Source organism: Angustibacter sp. Root456 (assembly GCF_001426435.1).
In the GTDB taxonomy this organism is placed as follows: Bacteria; Actinomycetota; Actinomycetes; order Actinomycetales; family Angustibacteraceae; genus Angustibacter.
Genome location: NZ_LMER01000014.1, coordinates 328,743 through 350,299 on the forward strand (window position 1 = coordinate 328,743; position 21,557 = coordinate 350,299).

The 21,557-nt window shown below is 73.6% G+C and carries 19 protein-coding genes and 1 pseudogene; 1 reads left to right on the forward strand and 19 read right to left on the reverse strand.

Annotation, left to right across the window (positions count from 1 at the left end; all coding sequences use genetic code 11):
* Nucleotides 1-134: 134 nt before the first annotated feature.
* The 4 genes and pseudogenes from ASD06_RS19945 to def all read right to left on the reverse strand — a co-directional run.
* A pseudogene (locus ASD06_RS19945) lies at nt 135-905 on the reverse strand (PAS domain-containing protein); the annotation flags it as partial.
* 39 nt (nt 906-944) lie between these two features.
* The gene (locus tag ASD06_RS06700) at nt 945-2,357 is read right to left on the reverse strand and encodes an RsmB/NOP family class I SAM-dependent RNA methyltransferase (RefSeq protein ID WP_056674735.1); all 1,413 of its coding nucleotides are present in this window, start codon (nt 2,355-2,357) and stop codon (nt 945-947) included.
* Nucleotides 2,354-3,301 (reverse strand): methionyl-tRNA formyltransferase, encoded by a 948-nt coding sequence (gene fmt, locus ASD06_RS06705; RefSeq protein WP_056674738.1) that lies wholly within the window; start codon nt 3,299-3,301, stop codon nt 2,354-2,356. Before fmt ends, ASD06_RS06700 begins: the two co-directional genes overlap by 4 nt.
* Before the next feature lie 3 nt (nt 3,302-3,304).
* Nucleotides 3,305-3,850, reverse strand: coding sequence for a peptide deformylase (def, locus tag ASD06_RS06710; protein WP_056674740.1), 546 nt, complete (start codon nt 3,848-3,850; stop codon nt 3,305-3,307).
* A 108-nt stretch (nt 3,851-3,958) separates the two neighbouring features.
* Between def and ASD06_RS06715 the strand changes: the two genes are divergently transcribed.
* Nucleotides 3,959-4,159 carry a hypothetical protein gene (locus ASD06_RS06715; RefSeq protein WP_082537809.1) on the forward strand — a complete coding sequence of 67 codons (201 nt, stop codon included), beginning with the start codon at nt 3,959-3,961 and terminating at the stop codon, nt 4,157-4,159.
* 395 nt (nt 4,160-4,554) lie between these two features.
* Here the strand turns inward: ASD06_RS06715 and ASD06_RS06720 are convergent, their stop codons facing one another.
* The 15 genes from ASD06_RS06720 to pyrR form a co-directional block, all read right to left on the reverse strand.
* Nucleotides 4,555-6,669, reverse strand: coding sequence for a primosomal protein N' (locus ASD06_RS06720; protein ID WP_235502245.1), 2,115 nt, complete (start codon nt 6,667-6,669; stop codon nt 4,555-4,557).
* A 373-nt stretch (nt 6,670-7,042) separates the two neighbouring features.
* Nucleotides 7,043-8,251 carry a methionine adenosyltransferase gene (gene metK, locus ASD06_RS06725; RefSeq protein ID WP_056674744.1) on the reverse strand — a complete coding sequence of 403 codons (1,209 nt, stop codon included), beginning with the start codon at nt 8,249-8,251 and terminating at the stop codon, nt 7,043-7,045.
* Between the two features lie 61 nt (nt 8,252-8,312).
* Entirely contained in the window at nt 8,313-9,551 is a 1,239-nt protein-coding gene (gene coaBC, locus ASD06_RS06730) for a bifunctional phosphopantothenoylcysteine decarboxylase/phosphopantothenate--cysteine ligase CoaBC (RefSeq protein WP_157371557.1), read from the reverse strand.
* Nucleotide 9,552: 1 nt separating this feature from the next.
* Nucleotides 9,553-9,816 carry a DNA-directed RNA polymerase subunit omega gene (gene rpoZ, locus ASD06_RS06735; RefSeq protein WP_056674748.1) on the reverse strand — a complete coding sequence of 88 codons (264 nt, stop codon included), beginning with the start codon at nt 9,814-9,816 and terminating at the stop codon, nt 9,553-9,555.
* A 48-nt stretch (nt 9,817-9,864) separates the two neighbouring features.
* The gene (gene gmk, locus ASD06_RS06740) at nt 9,865-10,467 is read right to left on the reverse strand and encodes a guanylate kinase (protein ID WP_235502247.1); all 603 of its coding nucleotides are present in this window, start codon (nt 10,465-10,467) and stop codon (nt 9,865-9,867) included.
* Nucleotides 10,464-10,781, reverse strand: coding sequence for an integration host factor, actinobacterial type (gene mihF, locus ASD06_RS06745; RefSeq protein ID WP_056674750.1), 318 nt, complete (start codon nt 10,779-10,781; stop codon nt 10,464-10,466). The genes gmk and mihF overlap by 4 nt, the downstream gene beginning before the upstream one ends.
* Before the next feature lie 101 nt (nt 10,782-10,882).
* Nucleotides 10,883-11,725: an orotidine-5'-phosphate decarboxylase gene (gene pyrF / locus ASD06_RS06750; RefSeq protein WP_056675136.1), complete on the reverse strand. Its 843-nt coding sequence runs from the start codon at nt 11,723-11,725 to the stop codon at nt 10,883-10,885.
* Nucleotides 11,726-11,730: 5 nt separating this feature from the next.
* Nucleotides 11,731-12,717: a dihydroorotate dehydrogenase gene (locus ASD06_RS06755; protein WP_056674752.1), complete on the reverse strand. Its 987-nt coding sequence runs from the start codon at nt 12,715-12,717 to the stop codon at nt 11,731-11,733.
* Nucleotides 12,717-13,601 (reverse strand): dihydroorotate dehydrogenase electron transfer subunit, encoded by an 885-nt coding sequence (locus ASD06_RS06760; protein WP_056674754.1) that lies wholly within the window; start codon nt 13,599-13,601, stop codon nt 12,717-12,719. Before ASD06_RS06760 ends, ASD06_RS06755 begins: the two co-directional genes overlap by 1 nt.
* Entirely contained in the window at nt 13,598-16,882 is a 3,285-nt protein-coding gene (carB, locus tag ASD06_RS06765) for a carbamoyl-phosphate synthase large subunit (protein WP_056674756.1), read from the reverse strand. The genes ASD06_RS06760 and carB overlap by 4 nt, the downstream gene beginning before the upstream one ends.
* Nucleotides 16,882-18,042 (reverse strand): glutamine-hydrolyzing carbamoyl-phosphate synthase small subunit, encoded by a 1,161-nt coding sequence (gene carA, locus ASD06_RS06770; RefSeq protein ID WP_056674758.1) that lies wholly within the window; start codon nt 18,040-18,042, stop codon nt 16,882-16,884. The genes carB and carA overlap by 1 nt, the downstream gene beginning before the upstream one ends.
* The gene (locus ASD06_RS06775; RefSeq protein WP_056674760.1) at nt 18,039-18,557 is read right to left on the reverse strand and encodes a hypothetical protein; all 519 of its coding nucleotides are present in this window, start codon (nt 18,555-18,557) and stop codon (nt 18,039-18,041) included. The genes carA and ASD06_RS06775 overlap by 4 nt, the downstream gene beginning before the upstream one ends.
* The gene (locus ASD06_RS06780; protein WP_056674762.1) at nt 18,554-19,864 is read right to left on the reverse strand and encodes a dihydroorotase; all 1,311 of its coding nucleotides are present in this window, start codon (nt 19,862-19,864) and stop codon (nt 18,554-18,556) included. Before ASD06_RS06780 ends, ASD06_RS06775 begins: the two co-directional genes overlap by 4 nt.
* Nucleotides 19,861-20,829, reverse strand: a complete 969-nt coding sequence (locus ASD06_RS06785; RefSeq protein ID WP_056674765.1) for an aspartate carbamoyltransferase catalytic subunit — start codon at nt 20,827-20,829, stop codon at nt 19,861-19,863. Before ASD06_RS06785 ends, ASD06_RS06780 begins: the two co-directional genes overlap by 4 nt.
* Nucleotides 20,826-21,419 (reverse strand): bifunctional pyr operon transcriptional regulator/uracil phosphoribosyltransferase PyrR, encoded by a 594-nt coding sequence (gene pyrR / locus ASD06_RS06790; protein WP_056674767.1) that lies wholly within the window; start codon nt 21,417-21,419, stop codon nt 20,826-20,828. Before pyrR ends, ASD06_RS06785 begins: the two co-directional genes overlap by 4 nt.
* Nucleotides 21,420-21,557 lie beyond the last annotated feature (138 nt).

Here is a 21,557-nt window from a genome sequence, read left to right on the forward strand (position 1 = left end):
AGACCGAGCACTCCGGCCAGGCGCGCGTTGCGGTGCACCACTCGCCCAGTGGTGTCGATCTGCAGGATCCCTCCCGGCAGCGCCTCAGTGAGGCGGCGCAGCAGCTGGTCGCTGGCCTCCAGCGCCTGGGTGACCGCCATCTCCTCGGCGATGTCGACCATCTCGGCCAGCACGCAGCGGTAGTCGGGGTGGGCGAGCAGGTTGCGGTTCGTCACCTCGAACCACAGCCAGCTGCCGTCGTCGTGGCGATGGCGCAGACGGGTGCGGCGAGCCGCACCGGGGTGCTGGAGGAGGTCCATCCAGTTGGCGATGGCACGCTGCTGGTCGTCGGGGTGGATGAGCTCGAGCGTGCGGCGACCGGCGTACGCCTCGGGCGTCCAGCCGAGCAGCCGCGTGACCGTCTCGTCGACCTCCAGCAGGCAGGCGACCTCGTCCTTGCGCACCACGCACACCCGCGGCCGCAGGGCGTCCTGGGCGCGGGCCGAGTCGTCCGCCGCGACGTCGCGGTAGCCCACGAGGAACGCCAGCAGCACGCCGAAGCGTTCGCGGGTGTCGAGGCCGTGCATCGTGATCGTGGAGCCGGCCCCGTGCAACGCCCCGGCGCGCGTACTGGCGGCGCCGGTGACGCGCACCTCGTGCCAGAGGTCGATGACGGTCACGATGTCCTCGGGGTGGACGAGCTCGAGCACCGAGGCGGCCCCGGAGATGGTCGCGGCCTCGCGCACCGGCACCGCAGGCGGCATGGGCACGATGAGGCCGCTGTCGTTCACCGCCACCACCCGCGCGGCCGGATCGGCCAGCAGGGCGTCGGCGACGGTGTCGCGCTGCTCGGCGGTGTAGCGCTGCTGCCCCAACGTCGTCTTCCCCCTGGCACTCAGGACCGCGGCACGGTCACCGGTTAGCATCGGCCGCGCGAGCGCGGACCTGAGGGTCCGCCGCGCTGCTCACCTGCGTCGGAGCAACGCCAAGAACATGGCGTCGGTGCCGTGCCGGTGCGGCCACAGCTGCACGGTCGGGCCGCCGACGTCCGGCACCGGCACGAGCGCCGAGGCGTCGACCAGCTCGACGTCGTCGCGCCGGCGCACGACGTCGTCGACCACGAGACGCGTCTCCGCGACGTGCGGTGAGCAGGTGCTGTAGGCGATGACGCCGCCCTGCCGGGTGGCGTCGATGGCGCTGTTGAGCAGGTCGCGCTGCAGCGGCGCCAGGGTCGACAGGTCCGCTGGGCTGCGCCGCCACCGCGCCTCCGGACGACGGCGCAGCGCGCCCAGCCCGGTGCACGGGGCGTCGACGAGGACGCGGTCGTACCGCCCCGGCTCGTCGTCGCCGACCTCGCGCCCGTCGGTGCAGCGGACCTCCACCGTGTCAGCGAGCGGCGCCACGGCGGTGCGCACGAGGTCGGCCCGGTGGGGCGCCACCTCGACGGCGGTGAGGCGGGCGCCGCGCTCGCGGGCCAGGGCCCCGAGCAGGGCGGCCTTGCCCCCGGGCCCCGCGCACAGGTCGAGCCACTGCTCGTCGCTGCCCTCGACGGGGGCGTCCGCGAGCGCGCGGGCCACCAGCTGGCTGCCTTCGTCCTGCACTCCCGCCCGGCCCTCGCGCACGGCGCGGATGCTTCCGGGGTCACCGGCCGCCCAGCGCGCAGCTCCGGGTGCCCAGCGACCGGGCGTGGCTCCGGCGTCCAGGAGCTCCGAGACGTCGGCGAGGCCGGGGCGCGCGACGAGCGAGACGCTCGGGGCGGCGTTGTCGGCGGCGAGCAGGGCCGCGAGCTCGTCGTCGAGAGCCTCGGGGGCGACCCCTCGCACGGCGAGCGCCTCACGCAGGGCGCGCACGACCCAGACCGGGTGGCTGTGCTCGACGGCGAGGTGGCCGACGACGTCGGCCGCGGCGTCGGGGGCCACCTGCGCGACCCACTGCTCGACGTCGCGCTCGGCAACGCGGCGCAGCACGGCGTTGGCGAGGCCACCCGGGCCCTGGCCGACACGGCCGCGCACGAGGGCGACGGTCTCGCTCACGGCGGCGTGCGCGGGCACCCGCATGCCCAGCAGCTGGTGGACGCCGAGGCGCAGCGCGTCGAGCAGCGCGGCGTCGAGCTCGCCGAGCGGGCGGTCGACGCAGGCTGTCAGCACCGCGTCGTAGAGACCGCGCATCCGCAAGGCGCCGTAGGTCAGCTCGGTGGCGAACCCGGCGTCGCGCGGGGCGAGACGACGCTCGCGCAGCAGGCGAGGCAGGACGAGGTTGGCGTAGGCGTCCTGCTCGGCGACGGCTCGCAGGGTGTCGAAGGCGACCGCACGAGCAGGGTCGGGACGCCGGGCGCGCTGCGAGGGCCGCTGGGCGGAGCGCTGACGGGGGCCGCTCACGCGTTCTCGCCGAGTCGGGTGCCGCTCGCGACGCGCGCACCGCGCGCCCAGTCGGCGGCGGGCATCGGCCGCTTGCCCGGTGGCTGCACGTCCCCCAGCACCACGGGGACCGTGGTGGTGCCCACCCGCACCTCGTGCTTGGTGACGGCGAGCTCGCCGGGGGCCAGCGCGTCGTCCGGTGCCTCCGGGCGGGGCCCGAGCGCCACGGGGCCGAGCTTGAGCCGGGCGCCGTCGAGCGTCGTCCACGCACCGGGCGCCGGCGTGCACCCGCGCACCAGTCGGTCGATGCGCGTCGCGGGCTGGTGCCAGTCGACGCGCGCGTCGGCCACCTCGACCTTGGGCGCGAGGCTCACGCCCTCCTCGGACTGCGGGCGGGCCTCGAGCGTGCCGTCGGCGATGCCGTCGAGGGTGGCGACGAGCAGCCCGGCGCCGGCCTCGGCGAGACGGCTGAGCAGCGTGCCGCTGGTGTCGTCGGCGTAGATGGTCTCGGTCATCAGCCCGTACACCGGCCCGGTGTCGAGGCCGGCCTCGAGCCGGAAGGTGCTGGCACCGGTGACCGGGTCACCGGCCATGATCGCGTGCTGCACGGGCGCGGCACCCCGCCATGCCGGCAGCAGGCTGAAGTGCAGGTTGACCCAGCCGTGCCGCGGGATGTCGAGCGCCGACTGCGGCACCAGCGCGCCGTACGCCACGACCGGGCAGCAGTCGGGGGCCAGCTCGGTGAGGCGAGCCTGGAAGTCCGGGTCGCTCGGGCGAGCGGGGGTGAGCACCTCGAGGCCGGCCTCACGCGCGAGCCGCGCGACGGGTGAGTCGGCCACCTGCCGGCCGCGCCCGGCGCGGGCGGGCGGCCGGGTCACGACCGCGACGACCTCGTGCGCCGACGCGAGCAGCGCACGCAGCGAGGGCACCGCGACCTCGGGGGTGCCGGCGAAGACGAGCCGCACGCGCTACAGCGCCTTGCCGAAGGTGGCGTGCGGGCTCAGCTTGACCGTCGGCGTCGGGCCGCCGGCCCACTCCGCCTCGCGGATCGCCTTCATCGCGAGCTTGCGCTGCTCGCGGTCGAGGCGGTCGATGAACAGGATGCCGTCGAGGTGGTCGGTCTCGTGCTGGATGCAGCGCGCCATCAGCTCGGAGCCCTCGAGCACCACCGGCTCGCCGTGCATGTTCTGGCCCTTGGCGACGACGCGCAGCGCACGCGGGGTGTCGAAGGCCAGGCCCGGGAACGACAGGCAGCCCTCCTCGCCGTCCTGCTCCTCCTCGGACAGGTCGAGGCTGGGGTTCACCAGGTGGCCCAGCTCGTCGTCGACCCAGTACGTGAACACGCGCAGCCCGACGCCGATCTGCGGTGCGGCCAGCCCGACGCCGGGAGCGTCGAGCATGGTGTCGGTGAGGTCCTTGACCAGCTGGCGCAGCTCCTTGTCGAAGTCGGTGACGACGGCCGCGGGCGTGCGCAGCACCGGGTCGCCGAACAGGCGGATGTCCTGGATCGACACGTGAGGAGCCTCGTCTCTCGTGGGGGTACCCGTCCAGTGTAGGCGGGTGGGTCGGTGCGACACTGAACGCGTGCGTGGCGTCGGCGCCGCGTGGTGGGAGCGTGGGCCGTGAGCGTGCGTCCGTGGTGGGGAGCGCGCGTCTACGCGTTCTTGTTCCGCTTCCTCGGCCCGGCGCAGCTGGGCTCCGAGCACGAGCCCGAGACCTCGGCCCCCGACCCGCAGTTCAGCTGTCCCCTGTGCGGGCGGCCGATGGCCGAGCACACCTGGCACGAGGACGGCGGCCGGCGGCGGATGTACTGCCCGCGCTGAGCCGTCGTCGCTCGCGTCGAGACCGTCGAGTGCAGAGAAGGCGGCCACCCGATGGCCTCCAGGTGACCCACTGCTCTGCTCTCGGCACATCGGGCGGACTAGCTCCGGCTCCGAGCCACCAAGCCCGGCCCGAGGACGACCCCACCTAACCCGCCGATGGCCAGGCCCGGGCCGAGGAGCACCCACAGCAGCAGCCGAGGGTCCCGGCCGGGATCGAGGAGGCTGCGCCGGGGCCTGCGCGTTCAGGCACTGACGCTGAAGGGCTCCGGCGGACTCTGGTCGAACCGGTGCCGGCCACCCGCGCGCTCGCGCCTCGTCGTCGACTCGTCCCGCGTCATGGCCCTGCCTCCCCACCGGTCATCGGCCGACGCCGGCCTGCGCCCGAGCAGCGCCGCTCACACCAGGTCGAGCGGGTCGACCTGCACGCGCACGCTGCCGGGCCGCTTGCGGGCACTGCGACCGGCCGCCGCACCCTTGAGGCCGTCGGCGAGCCGGTCGCGGGCAGCCGGTGCGGTGCGCAGTACCAGGCGCACGGGCGGCTCGTCGTCGGGCGCCGCCGACCGCTGCGGCGGCACGGGCACCGGTCCGAGCACCTCGACGTCGCCGGGCAGGTGCGCGCCGGCCACGAGCTCGTCGACGGCGGCTGCGGGACCGGTGAGCGTGGCGACGGCGCGTGCGGGCGGGAAGCCGAGCGCCTGGCGCGCGGAGAGCTCGCGGCCACTGTGCCAGGTCGGTGCCCAGCGCACGAGGGCCTCGACCGGCGGCAGGCCACCCGGGCCGGCAAGGACGACGACCCCGCCCAGGGTCGAGCTGCGCACGAGGGCGGCTGCGTCGGCCCAGCGGCGCAGCGCCTCCTCGCCCGCGCGCAGGTCGCTGCGGCCGAGCAGGGCCCACGGGTCGAGCAGCAGGGCGGCCGCGTAACCGCCGTCCGCGACGGGCTCGGCGCCGGGTGTGGCGATCACGAGCGCCCGGCGGGCGGGCACGCGGGCCACGACCTGGCCGCCCCCGCTCGTGACCACCGGCGTGCCAGGGAACGCGCGTCCCAGCTCCTCGGCGGTGCGTCGCGCTCCCACCACCACCGAGCGCAGGCGCCGGTCGCCGCACTCGGGGCAGCGCCAGCCGACGCTGGCCGTCGCGCACCACCGGCAGGTCGGGACGCCGGAGCCGCCGGCCAGCATCAGCGGCCCGTGGCACGCCGGGCAACGGGCTGGGGTGCGGCACTGCTGGCAGGCCAGCGCCGGCACGTACCCACGGCGGGGTACCTGCACGAGCACGGGGCCGTCGTCCAGGGCCTTGGCGGCGGTGCGCCACGCGAGCGAGGGCAACCGGGCGGTGTCCGCGGCCGCATCCCGCTCTGGCTCATGGCCCTCCCCCGCGACGAGCACCCGCGGGGCACCGGCGCGCAGCGTGGCCGGCGGGGCCTGCACCGGGCGCGCCCAGCCCGTCTGCACCATGCGCTCGACCTCAGCGGTGCGCACGAACCCGCCGAAGAGCGCCGCCGCACCCTCGAGCTCCGAGCGCAGGGCCAGCACCTCACGCACGTGGGGGTACGGCGCGTGCGGCTCGGCGTGCAGGTCGTCGCCGTCGTCCCAGCAGACCACCAGGCCGAGGTCGCGCACCGGCGCAAACATCGCCGCCCGCGTGCCGATCACGGCTCTGCCGGCCCCACGAAGCACCGACAGCCACGCCGTGTAGCGGGCGCGGGGACCCAGGTCTGCGGTCAGCACCACCTGACCGGCGTCGGGGTCGAGCGCGGTGAGAGCGGCGTCGACGCGGGCGACGTCCCGCGCATCGGGCACCACGACGAGTGCGCCCCGGCCGGCGCTCAGCGCCGTGAGCACGGCCGTCGCCACTGCGGCAGGCCAATCGTGCGAGGCGTCGGCGGCCGAGGGCGTGGCGAGCCACGCGGCGCGGGGCGCCTCGCCCGTCGCGATGCGTCCGAGGAAAGCCGCGCCGCCGGGGTAGCCCTCCCAGGCGCCGGGGGCGGGAGAAGGGGGCCTCGGCGAGGCGTCGTCCGCCGTAGGGGCCGCCTGCTCGGCCTGGGCGTGCCGGGGCGGGACGGCGAGCCGCAGCACGTCGCCGAGCGTGCCCGCCCAGCGGTCGGCGACCGCCCGGCACAACCGGATCAGTGGCGGCGTGAGCACCGGCTCGGGCGAGACCACCCGCCGCAGCGGAGCCAGCTTGCCGGGGTGCTCGGCCTCGGCCTTGCGCGACACGACGAAGCCGTCGCGGTCGCCACCGGCGAAGCGCACTTTGACGCGCACGCCCGGCTGGGCCGACTGGGCCAGCGGCGCGGGGACGGCGTACTCGAAGACGCGGTCGAGGTGCGCGAGCGGGACGTCGACCAGCACCTCGGCCACGGGGTCGACGTCCGCGAGCCCCGGCGGCGCCGGCGCCGGACGGCGGCGGGCCGCCGCCTTGGCCTCGGCCGGAACACCCAGCGCCAGCTGACCGGGACCGCCCTCGGGTCGAGGCTCGGCGTCCGCGCCGCGGTCGGGGTGCTGGCTCACGCGCCATTCCTACCCGACGCCACCGTCACCTCGCCCGCCGCCGTCCGTGATCATGCACGCCAGCCCACCCCGGCCGTCCGTGATGATGCACGCCAGCCCACCCCCGCCGTCCGTGATCATGCACGCCAGCCCACCGGGGCGATCTACTTCACTCAGCGATGACCACTGGGGCACCCCACTGCACTAGGAAGGCGACAGGGTGCCCCCGCGTCCACCAGACGGGAGAGGTGGACTCCGTCCGTGATCATGCACGCCAGCGCACCCTTGGGGCGATCTACTGCATTCGGCGGTGGCCGCTGGGGCACCTCACTGCACTAGGAAGGCAGCAGGGTGCCCCCGCGCCATCAGATGGGAGAGGTCGCCGGGCGGGTGGTCAGGCGGAGACGGCTGAGCGCAGGGCCTCGACGCGGTCGGTGCGCTCCCACGTGAAGCCACCCTGGTCGTCGGTGCGGCCGAAGTGGCCGTACGCCGCGGTGCGAGCGTAGATCGGACGCAGCAGGTCGAGGTCGCGGATGATCGCGGCCGGACGCAGGTCGAACACCTCGGTGATGGCCGCGGTGATCTTCGCCGGGTCGGCGGTCTCGGTGCCGAACGTCTCGACGTACAGGCCCACCGGGTGGGCCTTGCCGATCGCGTAGGCGACCTGCACCTCGCACCGGCGGGCCAGACCCGCAGCCACGACGTTCTTGGCCACCCAGCGCATGGCGTACGCCGCCGAGCGGTCGACCTTCGACGGGTCCTTGCCGCTGAAGGCGCCACCGCCGTGCCGAGCCATGCCGCCGTAGGTGTCGACGATGATCTTGCGCCCGGTGAGGCCGGCATCGCCCATCGGGCCGCCGATCTCGAAGCGACCCGTGGGGTTGACGAGCAGTCGCGTACCGGAGGTGTCGAGGTCGACGTCGAGCGCGGAGAGCACGGGCTTGACCACGTGCGCCTCGATGTCGGGGGTCAGCATGCCGTCGAGGGAGATGTCGGCCGCGTGCTGGGTCGACAGCACGACGGTCTCGAGCTGGACGGCGCGCTCACCGTCGTAGCCGATCGTGACCTGGGTCTTGCCGTCCGGGCGCAGGTACGGCAGCTCGCCGTTCTTGCGCGCCCGAGTGAGCTGCTCGGACAGCCGGTGCGCCAAGTAGATCGGCAGCGGCATCAGCTCGGGTGTGTCGTCGCTGGCGTAGCCGAACATCAGGCCCTGGTCGCCGGCGCCCTGCGCGTCCAGCGGGTCGACGCCACCTTCGGCGCGGCGCTCGTAGGCGTCGTCCACGCCCTGGGCGATGTCGGGCGACTGCGCACCGATCGAGACCTCGACACCGCAGGAGTTGCCGTCGAAGCCCTTGGTGGAGGAGTCGTAGCCGATGCCGAGCACCGTGTCGCGCACGATCCGCGGGATGTCGACGTACGACGACGTCGTCACCTCACCGGCGACGTGCACCAGACCCGTGGTGACCATCGTCTCGACGGCGACGCGGCTGCGCGGGTCCTCCGCGAGCATCGCGTCGAGGATGGAGTCGCTGATCTGGTCGCAGATCTTGTCGGGGTGACCTTCGGTGACCGACTCGGACGTGAACAGGCGAAGGGACGACACGTGCTCTCCTCAGGTGCAGCGGCTGCTGGCTGGTCGGCGCCCGCGGGCACCGTTGGTCAGTCTATCGGGACGGTGCGGGCAGGCGGTCGACGACCGCATCCCAGACGGCGTGGGCGAGTGCGGACTTCGGACCCTCGGACACGACGTGCTCCCCGCCGTCCCGATCGAGGATCACGGCGCTGCTGGTGTCGGCGCCGAAGGTCTTGTCGACGCCGACCTCGTTGACCACCAACAGGTCACAGCCCTTGCGCGCCAGCTTGGCGCGCGCGTGGGTGAGGACGTCGGCGCCCGGGTCACCGGTCTCGGCGGCGAAGCCGACGACGACCTGCCCCGGACGAGACCGCTGCGCCGACAGCTCGGCCAGCACGTCGGGGTTGCGCACGAGCTCGACGGTGGGTGCCCCGCCGTCGTCGGACTTCTTGATCTTGTGGCCGCTCACCTCGGACGGGCGGAAGTCCGCCACGGCCGCGGCCATCACGACGACGTCGGCGTCCACGGCCGCATCGACGACGGCATCACGCAGCTGCTGCGCCGTCTCGACGGGCACGTGGCGCACTCCCGCGGGCGCCGGCAGCGCCGAGGCGCTCACGAGGACGACGTCGGCACCGCGGGCTGCGGCGACGCGCGCGAGGGCGAGTCCTTGCTTGCCCGACGAGCGGTTGCCGAGGAACCGCACGGGGTCGAGCGGCTCGCGCGTCCCCCCGGCGGAGACGACGACCGTTCGCCCAGCGAGGTCGCGCGTCCACGCACCGCGCGCCAGCAGGTCGGTGCAGGCCGCGAAGATCTCGTCGGGCTCGGGCAGGCGCCCGGGGCCGGTGTCGGCGCCGGTGAGCCGCCCGGACGCCGGGTCGAGGACGACGACCCCGCGCGCCCGCAGCGTCTGGACGTTGGCGCGCGTGGCGGGGTGGTCCCACATCTCGGTGTGCATGGCAGGGGCCATGAGCACCGGGCAGCGCGCGGTGAGCAAGGTGTTCGTGAGCAGGTCGTCAGCCAGCCCGTGCGCCGCGCGCGCGAGCAGGTCGGCGGTGGCGGGCGCGGCGACGACGAGGTCGGCCTCACGCCCCAGCCGCACGTGCGGCACCTCGTGGACGTCGTCCCACACCTCCGTGGCCACCGGCTGGCCCGACAGCGCGGCCCAGGTGGGCGCGCCGACGAACTCGAGCGCCGCACGCGTCGGCACGACCCGCACCGCGTGCCCGCTCTCGGTGAGCAGGCGCAGCAGGTGGGCGACCTTGTAGGCGGCGATGCCGCCGCCCACGCCGAGCACCACGCGGGGCGCGGTGCTCGCCTGCTCGCTCAGGTCAGCCCTCGATGGGCTCAGAGGTCAGCAGGCCCTCGTTGATCTCGCGCAGGGCGATGCTGAGCGGCTTCTCGTGCACGTGGGTCTCGACGAGCGGGCCGACGTACTCGAGCAGGCCCTCGCCGAGCTGGGAGTAGTACGCGTTGATCTGACGAGCGCGCTTGGCGCCGTAGATGACCAGCGCGTACTTGGAGTCGGCGGCCTTCAGCAGGTCGTCGATCGGCGGGTTCGTGATGCCCTCGGGGACTGCGGTGGTGCGCGACACAGGAGCTCTCGTTTCGTCGACGTACAGGTGGATCCGCCGTCCATTGTGTCAGACAGCGAGCCCCATCTCTCGCACGAGCGCCGCACTGGCCCGCGCGACGTCGTCGTTGACGATCGTCACGTCGAACTCCGACTCCGCCGCGAGCTCCTCGCGGGCGGTGGTCAGCCGGCGCTCGCGCTCGGCCTCGGTCTCGGTGCCGCGCCCGACGAGCCGGCGCACCAGCTCGTCCCAGCTGGGCGGGGCGAGGAACACGAACCGCGCCTCGGGCATCGTGGCCCGCACCTGACGCGCGCCCTGCAGGTCGATCTCGAGCAGCGCCGCCCGCCCCTCGCGCAGCGCCTGCTCGACCGGCCCGCGCGGGGTGCCGTAGCGGTGCCGTCCGTGCACCACGGCCCACTCGAGCATCTCCCCCGCCGCCACCATGGCGTCGAAGGTGGCGTCGTCGACGAAGCGGTAGTGCACGCCGTCGACCTCGCCGGGGCGGGGTGGCCGCGTGGTGGCCGACACCGAGAGCCACACCTGCGGGTAGCGCTCGCGCACGAACGCCGACACCGTGCCCTTGCCGACCGCCGTGGGCCCGGCGAGCACCGTGAGCCGCCGCAGCACGTCCTGCGACGAGGCCGTCGACGCAGCGTCGGGGACGCCGCTCACTGACCGGGGAAGCGAGCGACCAGGGCGGACACCTGCTTGGCGCCGAGCCCGCGCACCCGGCGGCTCTCGGAGATGGCGAGCTCGTCCATGATCTGGCGCGCTCGGACCTTGCCGACGCCCGGCATGGCCTCGAGCAGGGCCGACACCTTCATCTTGCCGATGACCTCGTTGGTCTGGCCCTCGCGGACGACCTCAGCCAGCGAGCCCTGCGCGTGCTTCAGCCGGTTCTTCACCGCGGCCCGTTCGCGGCGTGCCGCCGCAGCCTTCTCGAGCGCAGCCTGACGCTGCTCCGGGGTCAGGGAGGGCAAGGCCACGGTGGTTCACCTCAGGGTCCGGACGGCGGGCCCACCGGGTAGGTGGGGCAGGGTCAGAACCTAGCGAGTCCCCGAGCGCCAGGGCAATGCGGGCCGCGACCTCAGGCGAGGGCGCGCGAGCAGCTGTCGAGCGTGCGCGCCGCAGCGTCGCGCAGACCGGTCACGGACGGCCCCGCGCTGAGCACCTCCCGTGACGACGACGGCAGCACGTTGGAGCGGGCGTCGCCGAACACGGCGCGCAGCTCCACGGGGCCCGCGCCCTGCGCACCGATGCCCGGAGCCAGCAGCGGCGCACGGCTCGCGGCCAGGTCGATTCCCAGCTCTGCGACCGCGTCACCGACCGTCGCACCGACCACGAGGCCCACCGAGCCGAGGTCGTCGGCAGCAGCGTTGTCGGCTCTCACCGCATCAACCACTTGCGCCGCAACGGCTTGGCCGTCGTCACCGCGTGCGTGTTGCACCAGTCGGCCCTCGGCGTTCGACGTCAGGCCGAGCACGAAGAGCCCAGCCCCCTGCTCATGAGCGAGGTCGATCGCTGGACGCAGGGACTCGTAGCCGAGGTACGGGCTCACCGTGAGGGCGTCGGCTGCCAGCGGTCGCTGCTGGTCGAGGTAGGCCTGCGCGTAGGCCGTCATGGTGGAGCCGATGTCTCCGCGCTTGGCGTCCAGGATGACGAGCGCACCTGCGGCCCGCGCCTCGTGCAGCACGCGCTCCAGGACGGCGACCCCGCGCGCACCATGGCGCTCGAAGAACGCCGACTGGGGCTTGAGCACCGCCACGACCTCCGCCAGCGCCTCGACGCACGTGAGGGCGAACCGCTCGAGCCCGTCAGCGTCGTCTGCGAGCTGCCAGGCGCTCAGCAGCTGCGGGTGCGGGTCGATCCCTACGCACAGCGGGCCGCGCTGCGCCATCGCTGCCCGAAGGCGCGCTCCGAAGGGCTCCATGGTGCTCACACTTCTCCTGCCTGCACTCGGTGGGCGTATCCGACGGCGTCGACGAATGACGTGAAACCTCGCTGCCCCAACGCTTCTGCGAGCTCGTCGCGGACGCGCAGCGGCGCGCTCGGGTCGTGGAAGGCGACCGTGCCCACCTGGACGCCGGCCGCACCCGCCAGCACGAGCTCGAGCGCGTCCGAGCCGCTGGCGACGCCGCCCACGCCGACGATGGGCACCTGTCGCAGCCGCCCGGCGCGCATCGCCGAGTGCACCTGCCAGATGCACCGCACCGCAACGGGACGCACGGCCGGGCCCGAGAGGCCGCCCGTCAGCCCGGCCAAGCGCGGGCGCATCCGGTCGACGTCGATCGAGATGCCGAGCAGCGTGTTGATCATCGTGAGGCCGTCCGCGCCGGCATCGACGCACGCCGCGGCGATCTCGACGATGTCGGTGACGTCGGGTGAGAGCTTCGCGAGCAGCGGCACGTCAGCCGGCGTCACCTCGCGCACCGCCTCGATCACCGCCGACGACGGCGCGGCCTGGCAGGCGAACACCAGGCCGCGGTTGGCGACGTTGGGGCAGGAGATGTTGACCTCGATCGCCGCGAGCCCCGGCTGCCCCACGAGTCGCTCGGCGAGGCCGCGGAACTCCTCGACGGTGCTGCCCGCGATGGACACCACGGCGCGTGCACCGACGGACCGCAGCCAGGGCAGGTCGTGCTCGAGGAACGCGTCGATCCCCGGGCCCTGCAGCCCGATGGAGTTCAGCATCCCGCTGGGCGTCTCGGCCATGCGCGGGGTCGGGCGCCCGGAACGCGGCTGGGTCATCACCGACTTGGTCACGACCGCGCCGAGCTCGGAGACGTCGAAGAACTGGTGCAGCTCGCGGCCCGCGGCGGCGCAGCCGGACGCCGTCATGAGCGGGTTCGGCAGCCGCAGCGAGCCGATCGCGGTGGTCATGTCGACCGTCGGGGTGGCGGCCGTCGTCCCGGTGGTGGTCATCAGTGCCCCTTCATCGCGACCGCGCCCACGCAGTCGTCGGGCACCTGGCCGATGCCGTCGACCCACGACTCCCAGCGCACGCGGTCGCCGCGGAACACCGGGCCCTCGACGCACGAGCGCACCATGCGGGTCCGGCCGTCGCTGCCCTCGACCGGCATCACGCAGGTCATGCAGATCCCGACGCCGCAGGCCATGGCCTCCTCGACGGCGACCTGCGCCACCGCGCCGTGCGCCGTCGCGACCTGCGTCACCGCGCGCAGCATGCCCATCGGTCCGCACGCGTAGACCACCGAGGCGTCGGCACGCTCGATCACCTCCGGCAGCACGGCGGTGACCTGGCCGCGGGTGCCGACGCTGCCGTCGTCCGTGGTGATCGTGGCGGTGCTCGCCACGCGACGGGCCTCGACCACACCGAACAGGCGCGACTCGGTGGCGGCACCGAGCACGAGGTCGACCCGGCAACCCCTCTCGCGCAACGCCTCCGCGAGCCAGAACAGCGGCGCGGTGCCGTAGCCACCGCCGACCAGCACGCAGCTGACCGGCTCCTTCGGCAGCGGGAAGGCGCGGCCGACCGGCCCCACGACGTCGATGGGCGTACCGACGGGCTGGCTGGTGAGCCAGTGGGTGCCGCGGCCGGCGTCGGCGACCACCACGTCGACGGTGCCGCCGTACACGCCGGTGGGTGAGACCTTGTGGATCGAGAACGACCGGCGCAGCAGCATGCTCGTCGGCTCGCCGCCCACCGTGAGCGCGACGAAGTGGCCCGGGCGGGCGGACTCCGCGACGCCGGGTGCGAGCAGGGTCAGGTGCCGGTAGTCGCCGACCTTGCGCGAGGCCAGGATCTCGCCACGCACCTGCACCGGCCCGGGCCGCTGCTCGCTCATCGCAGCTGCGCCAGGTGTTGGGCGTGCTCCTGCAGCGACCGGACGGAGATGGTGGTGGCGCGGGCCGACTCGATGCCCTGCACCGCGGCGGCGAGCTGCTGCACCGTCGTGATGATCGGGCGGTCCATGCTCGTCGTCGCGGCACGGATCTCGTAGCCGTCGGCGCGCGCGTCGCGGCCCGAGGGCGTGTTGACGACCATGTCGACCTCGCCGGCGAGGATGCGCTGCACGATCGTGCCTTCGCCGTCCGCGGGTCCCTGGCTGTGCTTTCGCACGACCGTGCTCTGGACCCCGTTGCGCCGCAGCACCTCCGCGGTGCCCTCGGTGGCCAGCACGGTGAAGCCGAGGTCGACCAGCCGCTTGACCGGGAAGATCATCGCGCGCTTGTCGCGGTTGGCCACCGAGACGAACACCGTGCCGCGGTCGGGCAGGCCGCCGTAGGCCGCCGCCTGGCTCTTGGCGAAGGCGGTGCCGAAGTCGTCGTCGATGCCCATGACCTCACCGGTCGAGCGCATCTCGGGCCCGAGCACCGTGTCGACGACCAGGCCCTCCCGGGTCACGAAGCGCTTGAACGGCAGCACGGCCTCCTTCACCGACACCGGTGCGCCCGCCGGGAGGTGCGTGCCGTCGCCCGACGCCGTCAGCAGGCCCTCGGCACGCAGGTCGGCGATGGTCGCGCCGAGCATGATCCGGGCTGCCGCCTTGGCCAGGGGCACGGCCGTCGCCTTGCTGACGAACGGCACGGTGCGGCTGGCCCGCGGGTTGGCCTCGAGGACGTACAGGACGTCGGCCGCGAGGGCGAACTGCACGTTGAGCAGCCCGCGCACGCCGACGCCTCGCGCGATGGCCTCAGTGGAGGCTCGCACGCGCTCGATCTCGCTGTGCCCCAACGTGACGGGCGGTAGCACGCAGGCGGAGTCGCCCGAGTGGATGCCCGCCTCCTCGATGTGCTCCATGACGGCGCCCAGGTACAGCTCGTGACCGTCGTAGAGGGCGTCCACGTCGATCTCGATCGCGTCGTCGAGGAACCGGTCGACCAGCACCGGGTGCTCCGGCGAGGCGTGCGTGGCCCGCTCGACGTAGGCGCCGAGGGTCTCGTCGTCGTACACGATCTCCATACCCCGACCACCGAGCACGTACGACGGGCGCACCAGCACCGGGTAGCCGATCTCGCGGGCGACCTCGACGGCCTCCTGCGCCGAGTACGCCGTGCCGTGCCGCGGCGCCGGCAGGCCGGCCTCCTGCAGCACGCGGCCGAAGGCGCCGCGGTCCTCGGCGAGGTGGATCGCCGCCGGGCTGGTGCCGACGATCGGCACACCGGCGTCGGCCAGTGACTGCGCCAGCCCGAGCGGTGTCTGGCCGCCGAGCTGCACGATGACGCCGACGACGGGGCCGGCCTGCTGCTCCGCGTGCACCACCTCGAGCACGTCCTCGAGCGTGAGCGGCTCGAAGTAGAGGCGGTCGGAGGTGTCGTAGTCCGTCGACACCGTCTCGGGGTTGCAGTTGATCATCACGGTCTCGAAACCGGCGTCGCGCAGGGCGAAGCTGGCGTGCACGCAGGAGTAGTCGAACTCCACGCCCTGGCCGATGCGGTTCGGGCCGGAGCCGAGGATGATCACCGCGGGCCGCTCGCGCGGTTCCACCTCGGTCTCGCTGTCGTAGGCCGAGTAGTGGTACGGCGTGTGGGCTGCGAACTCGGCAGCACAGGTGTCGACCGTCTTGTACACCGGCCGGATGCCCAGCGCGTGACGCACACCGCGCACCACCGGCTCCGGCATCGACCGCAGCACGCCGATCTGCGCGTCGCTGAACCCGTGCCGCTTCGCGCGCCGCAGCAGCGCGGGCGTCAGCTCGCCAGCATCGGCGATCTCGACGGCGAGCCCGTTGATGAGCTCGATCTGGTCGAGGAACCACGGGTCGATCCCCGTCGCGTCGTGGGCTTCCTCGACGCTGGCACCGGCGCGCATGGCCTGCTGCACGAGCAGCAGCCGCCCGTCGGTGGGCTGCCGGGCCGCCTCCAAGAGCGCCCGCGCGTCTCCGGGCGCGCCGTCCCAGTGGAACGAGGAGCCCTTGCGCTCCACCGACCGCAGCGCCTTCTGCAGCGCCTCGGTGAAGTTGCGGCCGATCGCCATGGCCTCGCCCACCGACTTCATCGTGGTGGTGAGCGTCGGGTCAGCGGCCGGGAACTTCTCGAACGCGAAGCGCGGCACCTTCACCACGACGTAGTCGAGCGCCGGCTCGAAGGACGCCGGCGTCTGCTGCGTGATGTCGTTGGGCACCTCGTCGAGCGTGTACCCGACGGCGAGCTTCGCGGCGATCTTGGCGATCGGGAAGCCGGTGGCCTTGCTGGCGAGCGCCGACGAGCGCGAGACGCGCGGGTTCATCTCGATGACGATGATCCGGCCGTCAGCCGGGTTGACCGCGAACTGGATGTTGCAGCCGCCGGTGTCGACGCCCACCTCGCGGATGACGGCGATCCCGATGTCGCGCAGCCGCTGGTACTCGCGGTCGGTGAGGGTCATCGCGGGAGCCACGGTGATGGAGTCACCGGTGTGCACGCCCATCGGGTCGAGGTTCTCGATCGAGCAGACGACCACGACGTTGTCGTGCTTGTCGCGCATCAGCTCGAGCTCGTACTCCTTCCACCCCAGGATCGACTCCTCCAGGAGCACCTCGGTGGTGGGTGAGGCATGCAGCCCGGCGCCGGCGATGCGCCGCAGGTCGACCTCGTCGTACGCGAAGCCCGAGCCCAGACCGCCCATCGTGAACGACGGCCGAACGACGAGGGGGTAGCCGAGGTCGGCCGCGATCTCGAGGCACTCGTCCATCGTGTGCGCGATGGCGCTGCGGGCCGACTCCGCGCCGCACCGCTCGACGACGCCCTTGAACGCCTGGCGGTCCTCACCGAGCTGGATCGCCTCGACGTTGGCGCCGATCAGCGGGCAGCCGTACTTCTCGAGCACTCCGCGCTCGTGCAGGGCGATCGCGGTGTTGAGCGCGGTCTGGCCGCCCAGAGTCGCCAGTACGGCGTCCGGGCGCTCCTTGGCGATGATGGCCTCGACGACGTCGGGGGTGATCGGCTCGACGTACGTGGCGTCGGCGAACTCGGGGTCGGTCATGATCGTCGCCGGGTTGGAGTTCACCAGGATGACGCGCAGGCCCTCCGCCTTCAGGACGCGACAGGCCTGAGTGCCCGAGTAGTCGAACTCGCACGCCTGGCCGATGACGATGGGCCCCGACCCGATGACGAGGACCGAGGAGATGTCGGTGCGGCGTGGCATCAGGCACCCTTCCTGGTGGTGGCGGACGAGCTCATGAGCTCGACGAAGCGGTCGAAGAGGTAGCCGGCATCGTGCGGACCCGCCGCCGCCTCCGGGTGGTACTGCACCGAGAACGCCGGGACGTCGAGGCACTCGAGCCCCTCGACGACGTCGTCGTTGAGGCACACGTGACTGACGCGCGCGCGGCCGAACGGCGTGCTCGCCTCGCCCTCACGGGGTGCGTCGACGGCGAACCCGTGGTTGTGCGCGGTGATCTCGACCTTGCCGGTGGCGCGGTCGATGACGGGCTGGTTGATCCCGCGGTGGCCGTAGCCCAGCTTGTAGGTGCCGAAGCCCAGCGCGCGACCGAGGAGCTGGTTGCCGAAGCAGATCCCGAAGAACGGCAGCCGGCGCTGCAGCACCTCGCGCAGCAGCTCGACCTGGGTGTCGGCGGTGGCCGGGTCGCCCGGGCCGTTGCTGAAGAAGACGCCGTCGGGCTGCGCGGCCAGCACGTCGTCGATCGTCGCCGTGGCGGGCAGCACGTGCACCTCGATGCCGCGTTCGGCCAGGCGCGTCGGGGTCATGGACTTGATGCCGAGGTCAATCGCAGCCACCGTGAAGCGCTTGTCCCCCAACGCCTGCACGACGTACTCGTGATCGGTCGACACCTCCTCGGCGAGAGCCGACCCAGCCATCTTCGGGGCCATCCGGACGACGTTCACGAGCTCCTCGACGGGCCGGGCGGCGTCCGGGCCGGAGAAGACGCCCGCGCGCATGGCTCCCCGCTCTCGCAGGTGCCGGGTGAGAGCGCGGGTGTCGACGCCGCTGATGCCTACGACCCCTTGCGCCTCGAGCTCGTCGCCGAGCGCACGTCGCGAGCGCCAGCTCGACGGGCGCGGTGAGGGGTCGCGCACGACGTAGCCGCTCACCCAGATGCGGCGCGACTCGCCGTCCTCGTCGTTGATGCCGGTGTTGCCGATGTGCGGTGCGGTCTGCACCACCACCTGGCCGTGGTAGCTGGGGTCGGTGAGCGTCTCCTGGTATCCGGTCATGCCGGTCGAGAAGACAGCCTCGCCGACGCAGTGGCCCACGGCGCCGTAGGCCTCACCGGCGAAGGTGCGGCCGTCCTCGAGCACGAGCAGGGCGTCCTGGGTGATCGTCGAGGTGATCGTCGATGTCATGAGGTCTCTCCTGGCTGGTCGGGGGTCGTGGCCAGCGCCTGCACCTGCGCGAGAAGCGCCTCGCGGTCGTCGCCGTGGCGGACGCGCAGGGCGGTCGTCACCACGGTGTCACCGAGGGCCCAGTCGATGACGAGCAGTCCGGCACCTGGAACCGCCTTGCCGGCGCGCACGCTCTCGCGCCGGGCACCGTGGACGTCGGCGGCGGGGATGAGCAGGTCGGTGGCGCCGACGCGGTGCAGCACCACCCCTTCGGGCACCACGAGCAGACGGGCCTGGCCGGGCACGCCGAGCCCGTGCGCCGCCACCCGGTCGAGCCAGTCGGCCCGCGCGGTGGTCGACACGTAGGTGACCTCGGCGCCGTCGCGCTCGGCGCGTCCGGCGAGCTCGGACGACGGCGCGGCGGGGGCGGGCACGCCGGCCTGGCGACGCGCGCGGCCCCGCCACCCGACGTACATCAGCCCCCAGGCAAGCAACACCACGAGGACGACGACCGCGACGGCGGCGGGGCGGCTCACCGGTGCGCCGCCTGGCTGCCGTCGACCGGCGCGCCGTCGAGCACCGTGGGCCGCCCGCGCAGGAAGGTGGCGACCACCCGGCCGTGCATCTGCCGGCCGGCGAACGGCGTGTTGCGCGCCGCAGTGGCCATGGCCGCCGGGTCGACGTCCCAGCGGGCTTGCGGGTCGACCAGCGTGAGGTTGGCCGGTTCGCCCACCTGCAGCCCTCGCCCGTGACGGTCGAGGCGTCCGATCCGGGCCGGCCGCACCGACATGCGATCGGCGACTCCGGCCCAGTCGAGCAGGCCGGTCTCGACCATCGCCTCGACCACCACCGACAGCGCGGTCTCCAGGCCGGTCATGCCCATGGCCGCGGCGGGCCACTCGCAGTCCTTGTCCTCGGCCGGGTGCGGCGCGTGGTCGGTGGCGACGGCGTCGATCGTGCCGTCGGCCAGCGCCTCGCGCAGCGCCTGCACGTCGGCCGCGGTGCGCAGCGGCGGGTTGACCTTGAAGCGCGGGTCGTAGCTGCGCACGAGCTCGTCGGTGAGCACCAGGTGGTGCGGCGTCACCTCGGCGGTGACGTCGACGCCCCGCCCCTTGGCCCAGCGCAGGATCTCGACCGAGCCGGCAGTGCTCACGTGGCACACGTGCAGCCTGGACCCGACGTGCTCGGCGAGCAGGACGTCACGCGCGATGATCGCCTCCTCGGCGACCGCGGGCCAGCCGGTGAGGCCGAGCACCGCGGACACCTCGCCCTCGTGCATCTGCGCACCCGTGGTGAGCCGAGGCTCCTGGGCGTGCTGGGCGACGACGCCGTCGAACGCCTTGACGTACTCCAACGCCCGGCGCATCAGCACGGCGTCGTCGACGCAGCGGCCGTCGTCGCTGAAGACGCGCACCCTGGCCGCCGAGTCGGCCATGGCCCCCAGCTCGGCCAGCCGGTCGCCAGCGAGCCCCACGGTCACCGCGCCCACCGGGTGGACGTCGACCCAGCCGGCCTCGCGCCCGAGGCGCCAGACCTGCTCGACCACTCCCGCCGTGTCGGCGACCGGGTCGGTGTTGGCCATGGCGTGCACGGCGGTGAAGCCGCCCGCTGCGGCCGCGCGCGTGCCGGACTCGACGGTCTCGGCGTCCTCGCGTCCTGGCTCACGCAGGTGGGTGTGCAGGTCGACCAGGCCGGGTAGCGCCACCAGCCCGGCGCCGTCGACCACCGTGGCGCCACCGGCGTCCAGCCCGATGCCGACGTCGGCGATCACGCCGTCGCGCAGCAGCAGGTCGGTGGGCTCGCCGCCGAGGGGGCGCACCCCACGCAGCAGGTGGTCGGTCATCGCGCCTCCTCGCGCTCGCTGCCGGCGAGCAGCAGGTACAGCACGGCCATCCGCACCGACACGCCGTTGCCCACCTGCTCGACGATGGTCGAGCGCTCGCAGTCCGCGGCGTCGGCCGAGATCTCCAGTCCCCGGTTCATCGGGCCGGGGTGCATGACGATGGCGTCGTCCTTGAGCAGCCGCAGCCGCCGCGCGTCCAGGCCGTAGCGACGCGAGTACTCGCGGGCGCTCGGGAAGTAGGCGGCGTTCATCCGCTCGCGCTGCACGCGCAGCATCATCACGGCGTCCGCCTCGGGCAGCGCGGCGTCCAGGTCGTACGACGTCGCGCACGGCCAGGTGTCGACCCGCTGCGGCAGCAGGGTGGGCGGCGCCACCAGGGTGACGTCGGCGCCGAGCGTGCGCAGCAGCAGCACGTTGCTGCGCGCCACCCGGCTGTGCAGCACGTCACCGACGATCGTCACGCGCTTGCCGGCGAGGTCCTGGCCGGTCGCCGCACCCGGCTCGCCGCGGCCGACGAGGTGGTGGCGCATCGTGTACGCGTCGAGCAGCGCCTGCGTGGGGTGCTCGTGGGTGCCGTCGCCGGCGTTGACCACGGCGCCGTCGATCCAGCCCGACGTCGCCAGCCGGTGCGGCGCGCCGCTGGACCCGTGGCGGATCACCACCGCGTCGGCGCCCATGGCCTGCAGCGTGAGCGCGGTGTCTTTCAGGCTCTCGCCCTTCGACACGCTCGAGCCCTTGGCCGAGAAGTTGATGACGTCGGCCGACAGCCGCTTGGCGGCGACCTCGAACGACACCCGCGTGCGGGTGGAGTCCTCGAAGAACAGGTTGATCACGGTGCGGCCGCGCAGCGTGGGCAGCTTCTTGATCTCGCGCTGCTGGGTGGCGGCCATCTGCTGTGCCGTGTCGAGCACCTGGACGGCTTCGGCGCGGTCGAGGTCGGCCGAGGAGAGCAGGTGGCGCATCAGTGCTCGCCTCCCGTCGGCGCGGGGCGGCTGATCCGCACCTCGTCACGTCCGTCGTGCTCGGCCAGCAGCACGCTCACGCGCTCGGTGAGCGACGTCGGCAGGTTCTTGCCCACGTGGTCGGCGCGGATCGGCAGCTCCCGGTGGCCGCGGTCGACCAGCACGGCCAGGCGGACGGCGCGCGGCCGGCCGACGTTCGCCAGCGCGTCGAGGGCAGCCCGCACCGTGCGACCGGAGAACAGCACGTCGTCGACGAGCACGACCGTGCGGTCGTCGAGGCCCTCGGGCGGCAGGTCGGTGCGCTCGAGCGAGCGCACGGGCTGGTGGCGCAGGTCGTCGCGGTACATCGTGACGTCGAGCGCGCCGACCGGCACGGTGCCGCCCTCGACCTGCGCGATCCGCTCGGCCAGCCGGTGGGCCAGTGCCACGCCGCGGGTCGGGATGCCCAGCAGCACGAGGTTCTGCGAGCCCTTGTTCTGCTCGAGGATCTCGTGGGCGATGCGCGTGAGCACCCGGCGGATCTCGGGGGCCTCCAGCACCGTCGTCTCGACGAGGGGGCCGGCCCCGCTCAGGGGCTCCGGGACATGAGTCATCGCATGCTCCTTCCCCGCCTCACAGGACGGGTCGTTAAAGGATTCGCCCATGACGGTACCTCACGCGTCCGGACGGCTGATCGCGGGGGTGCTGTTCGGGTGCTCCTCCCGTGTCGCACTTGACGCGAGTCGTCACGC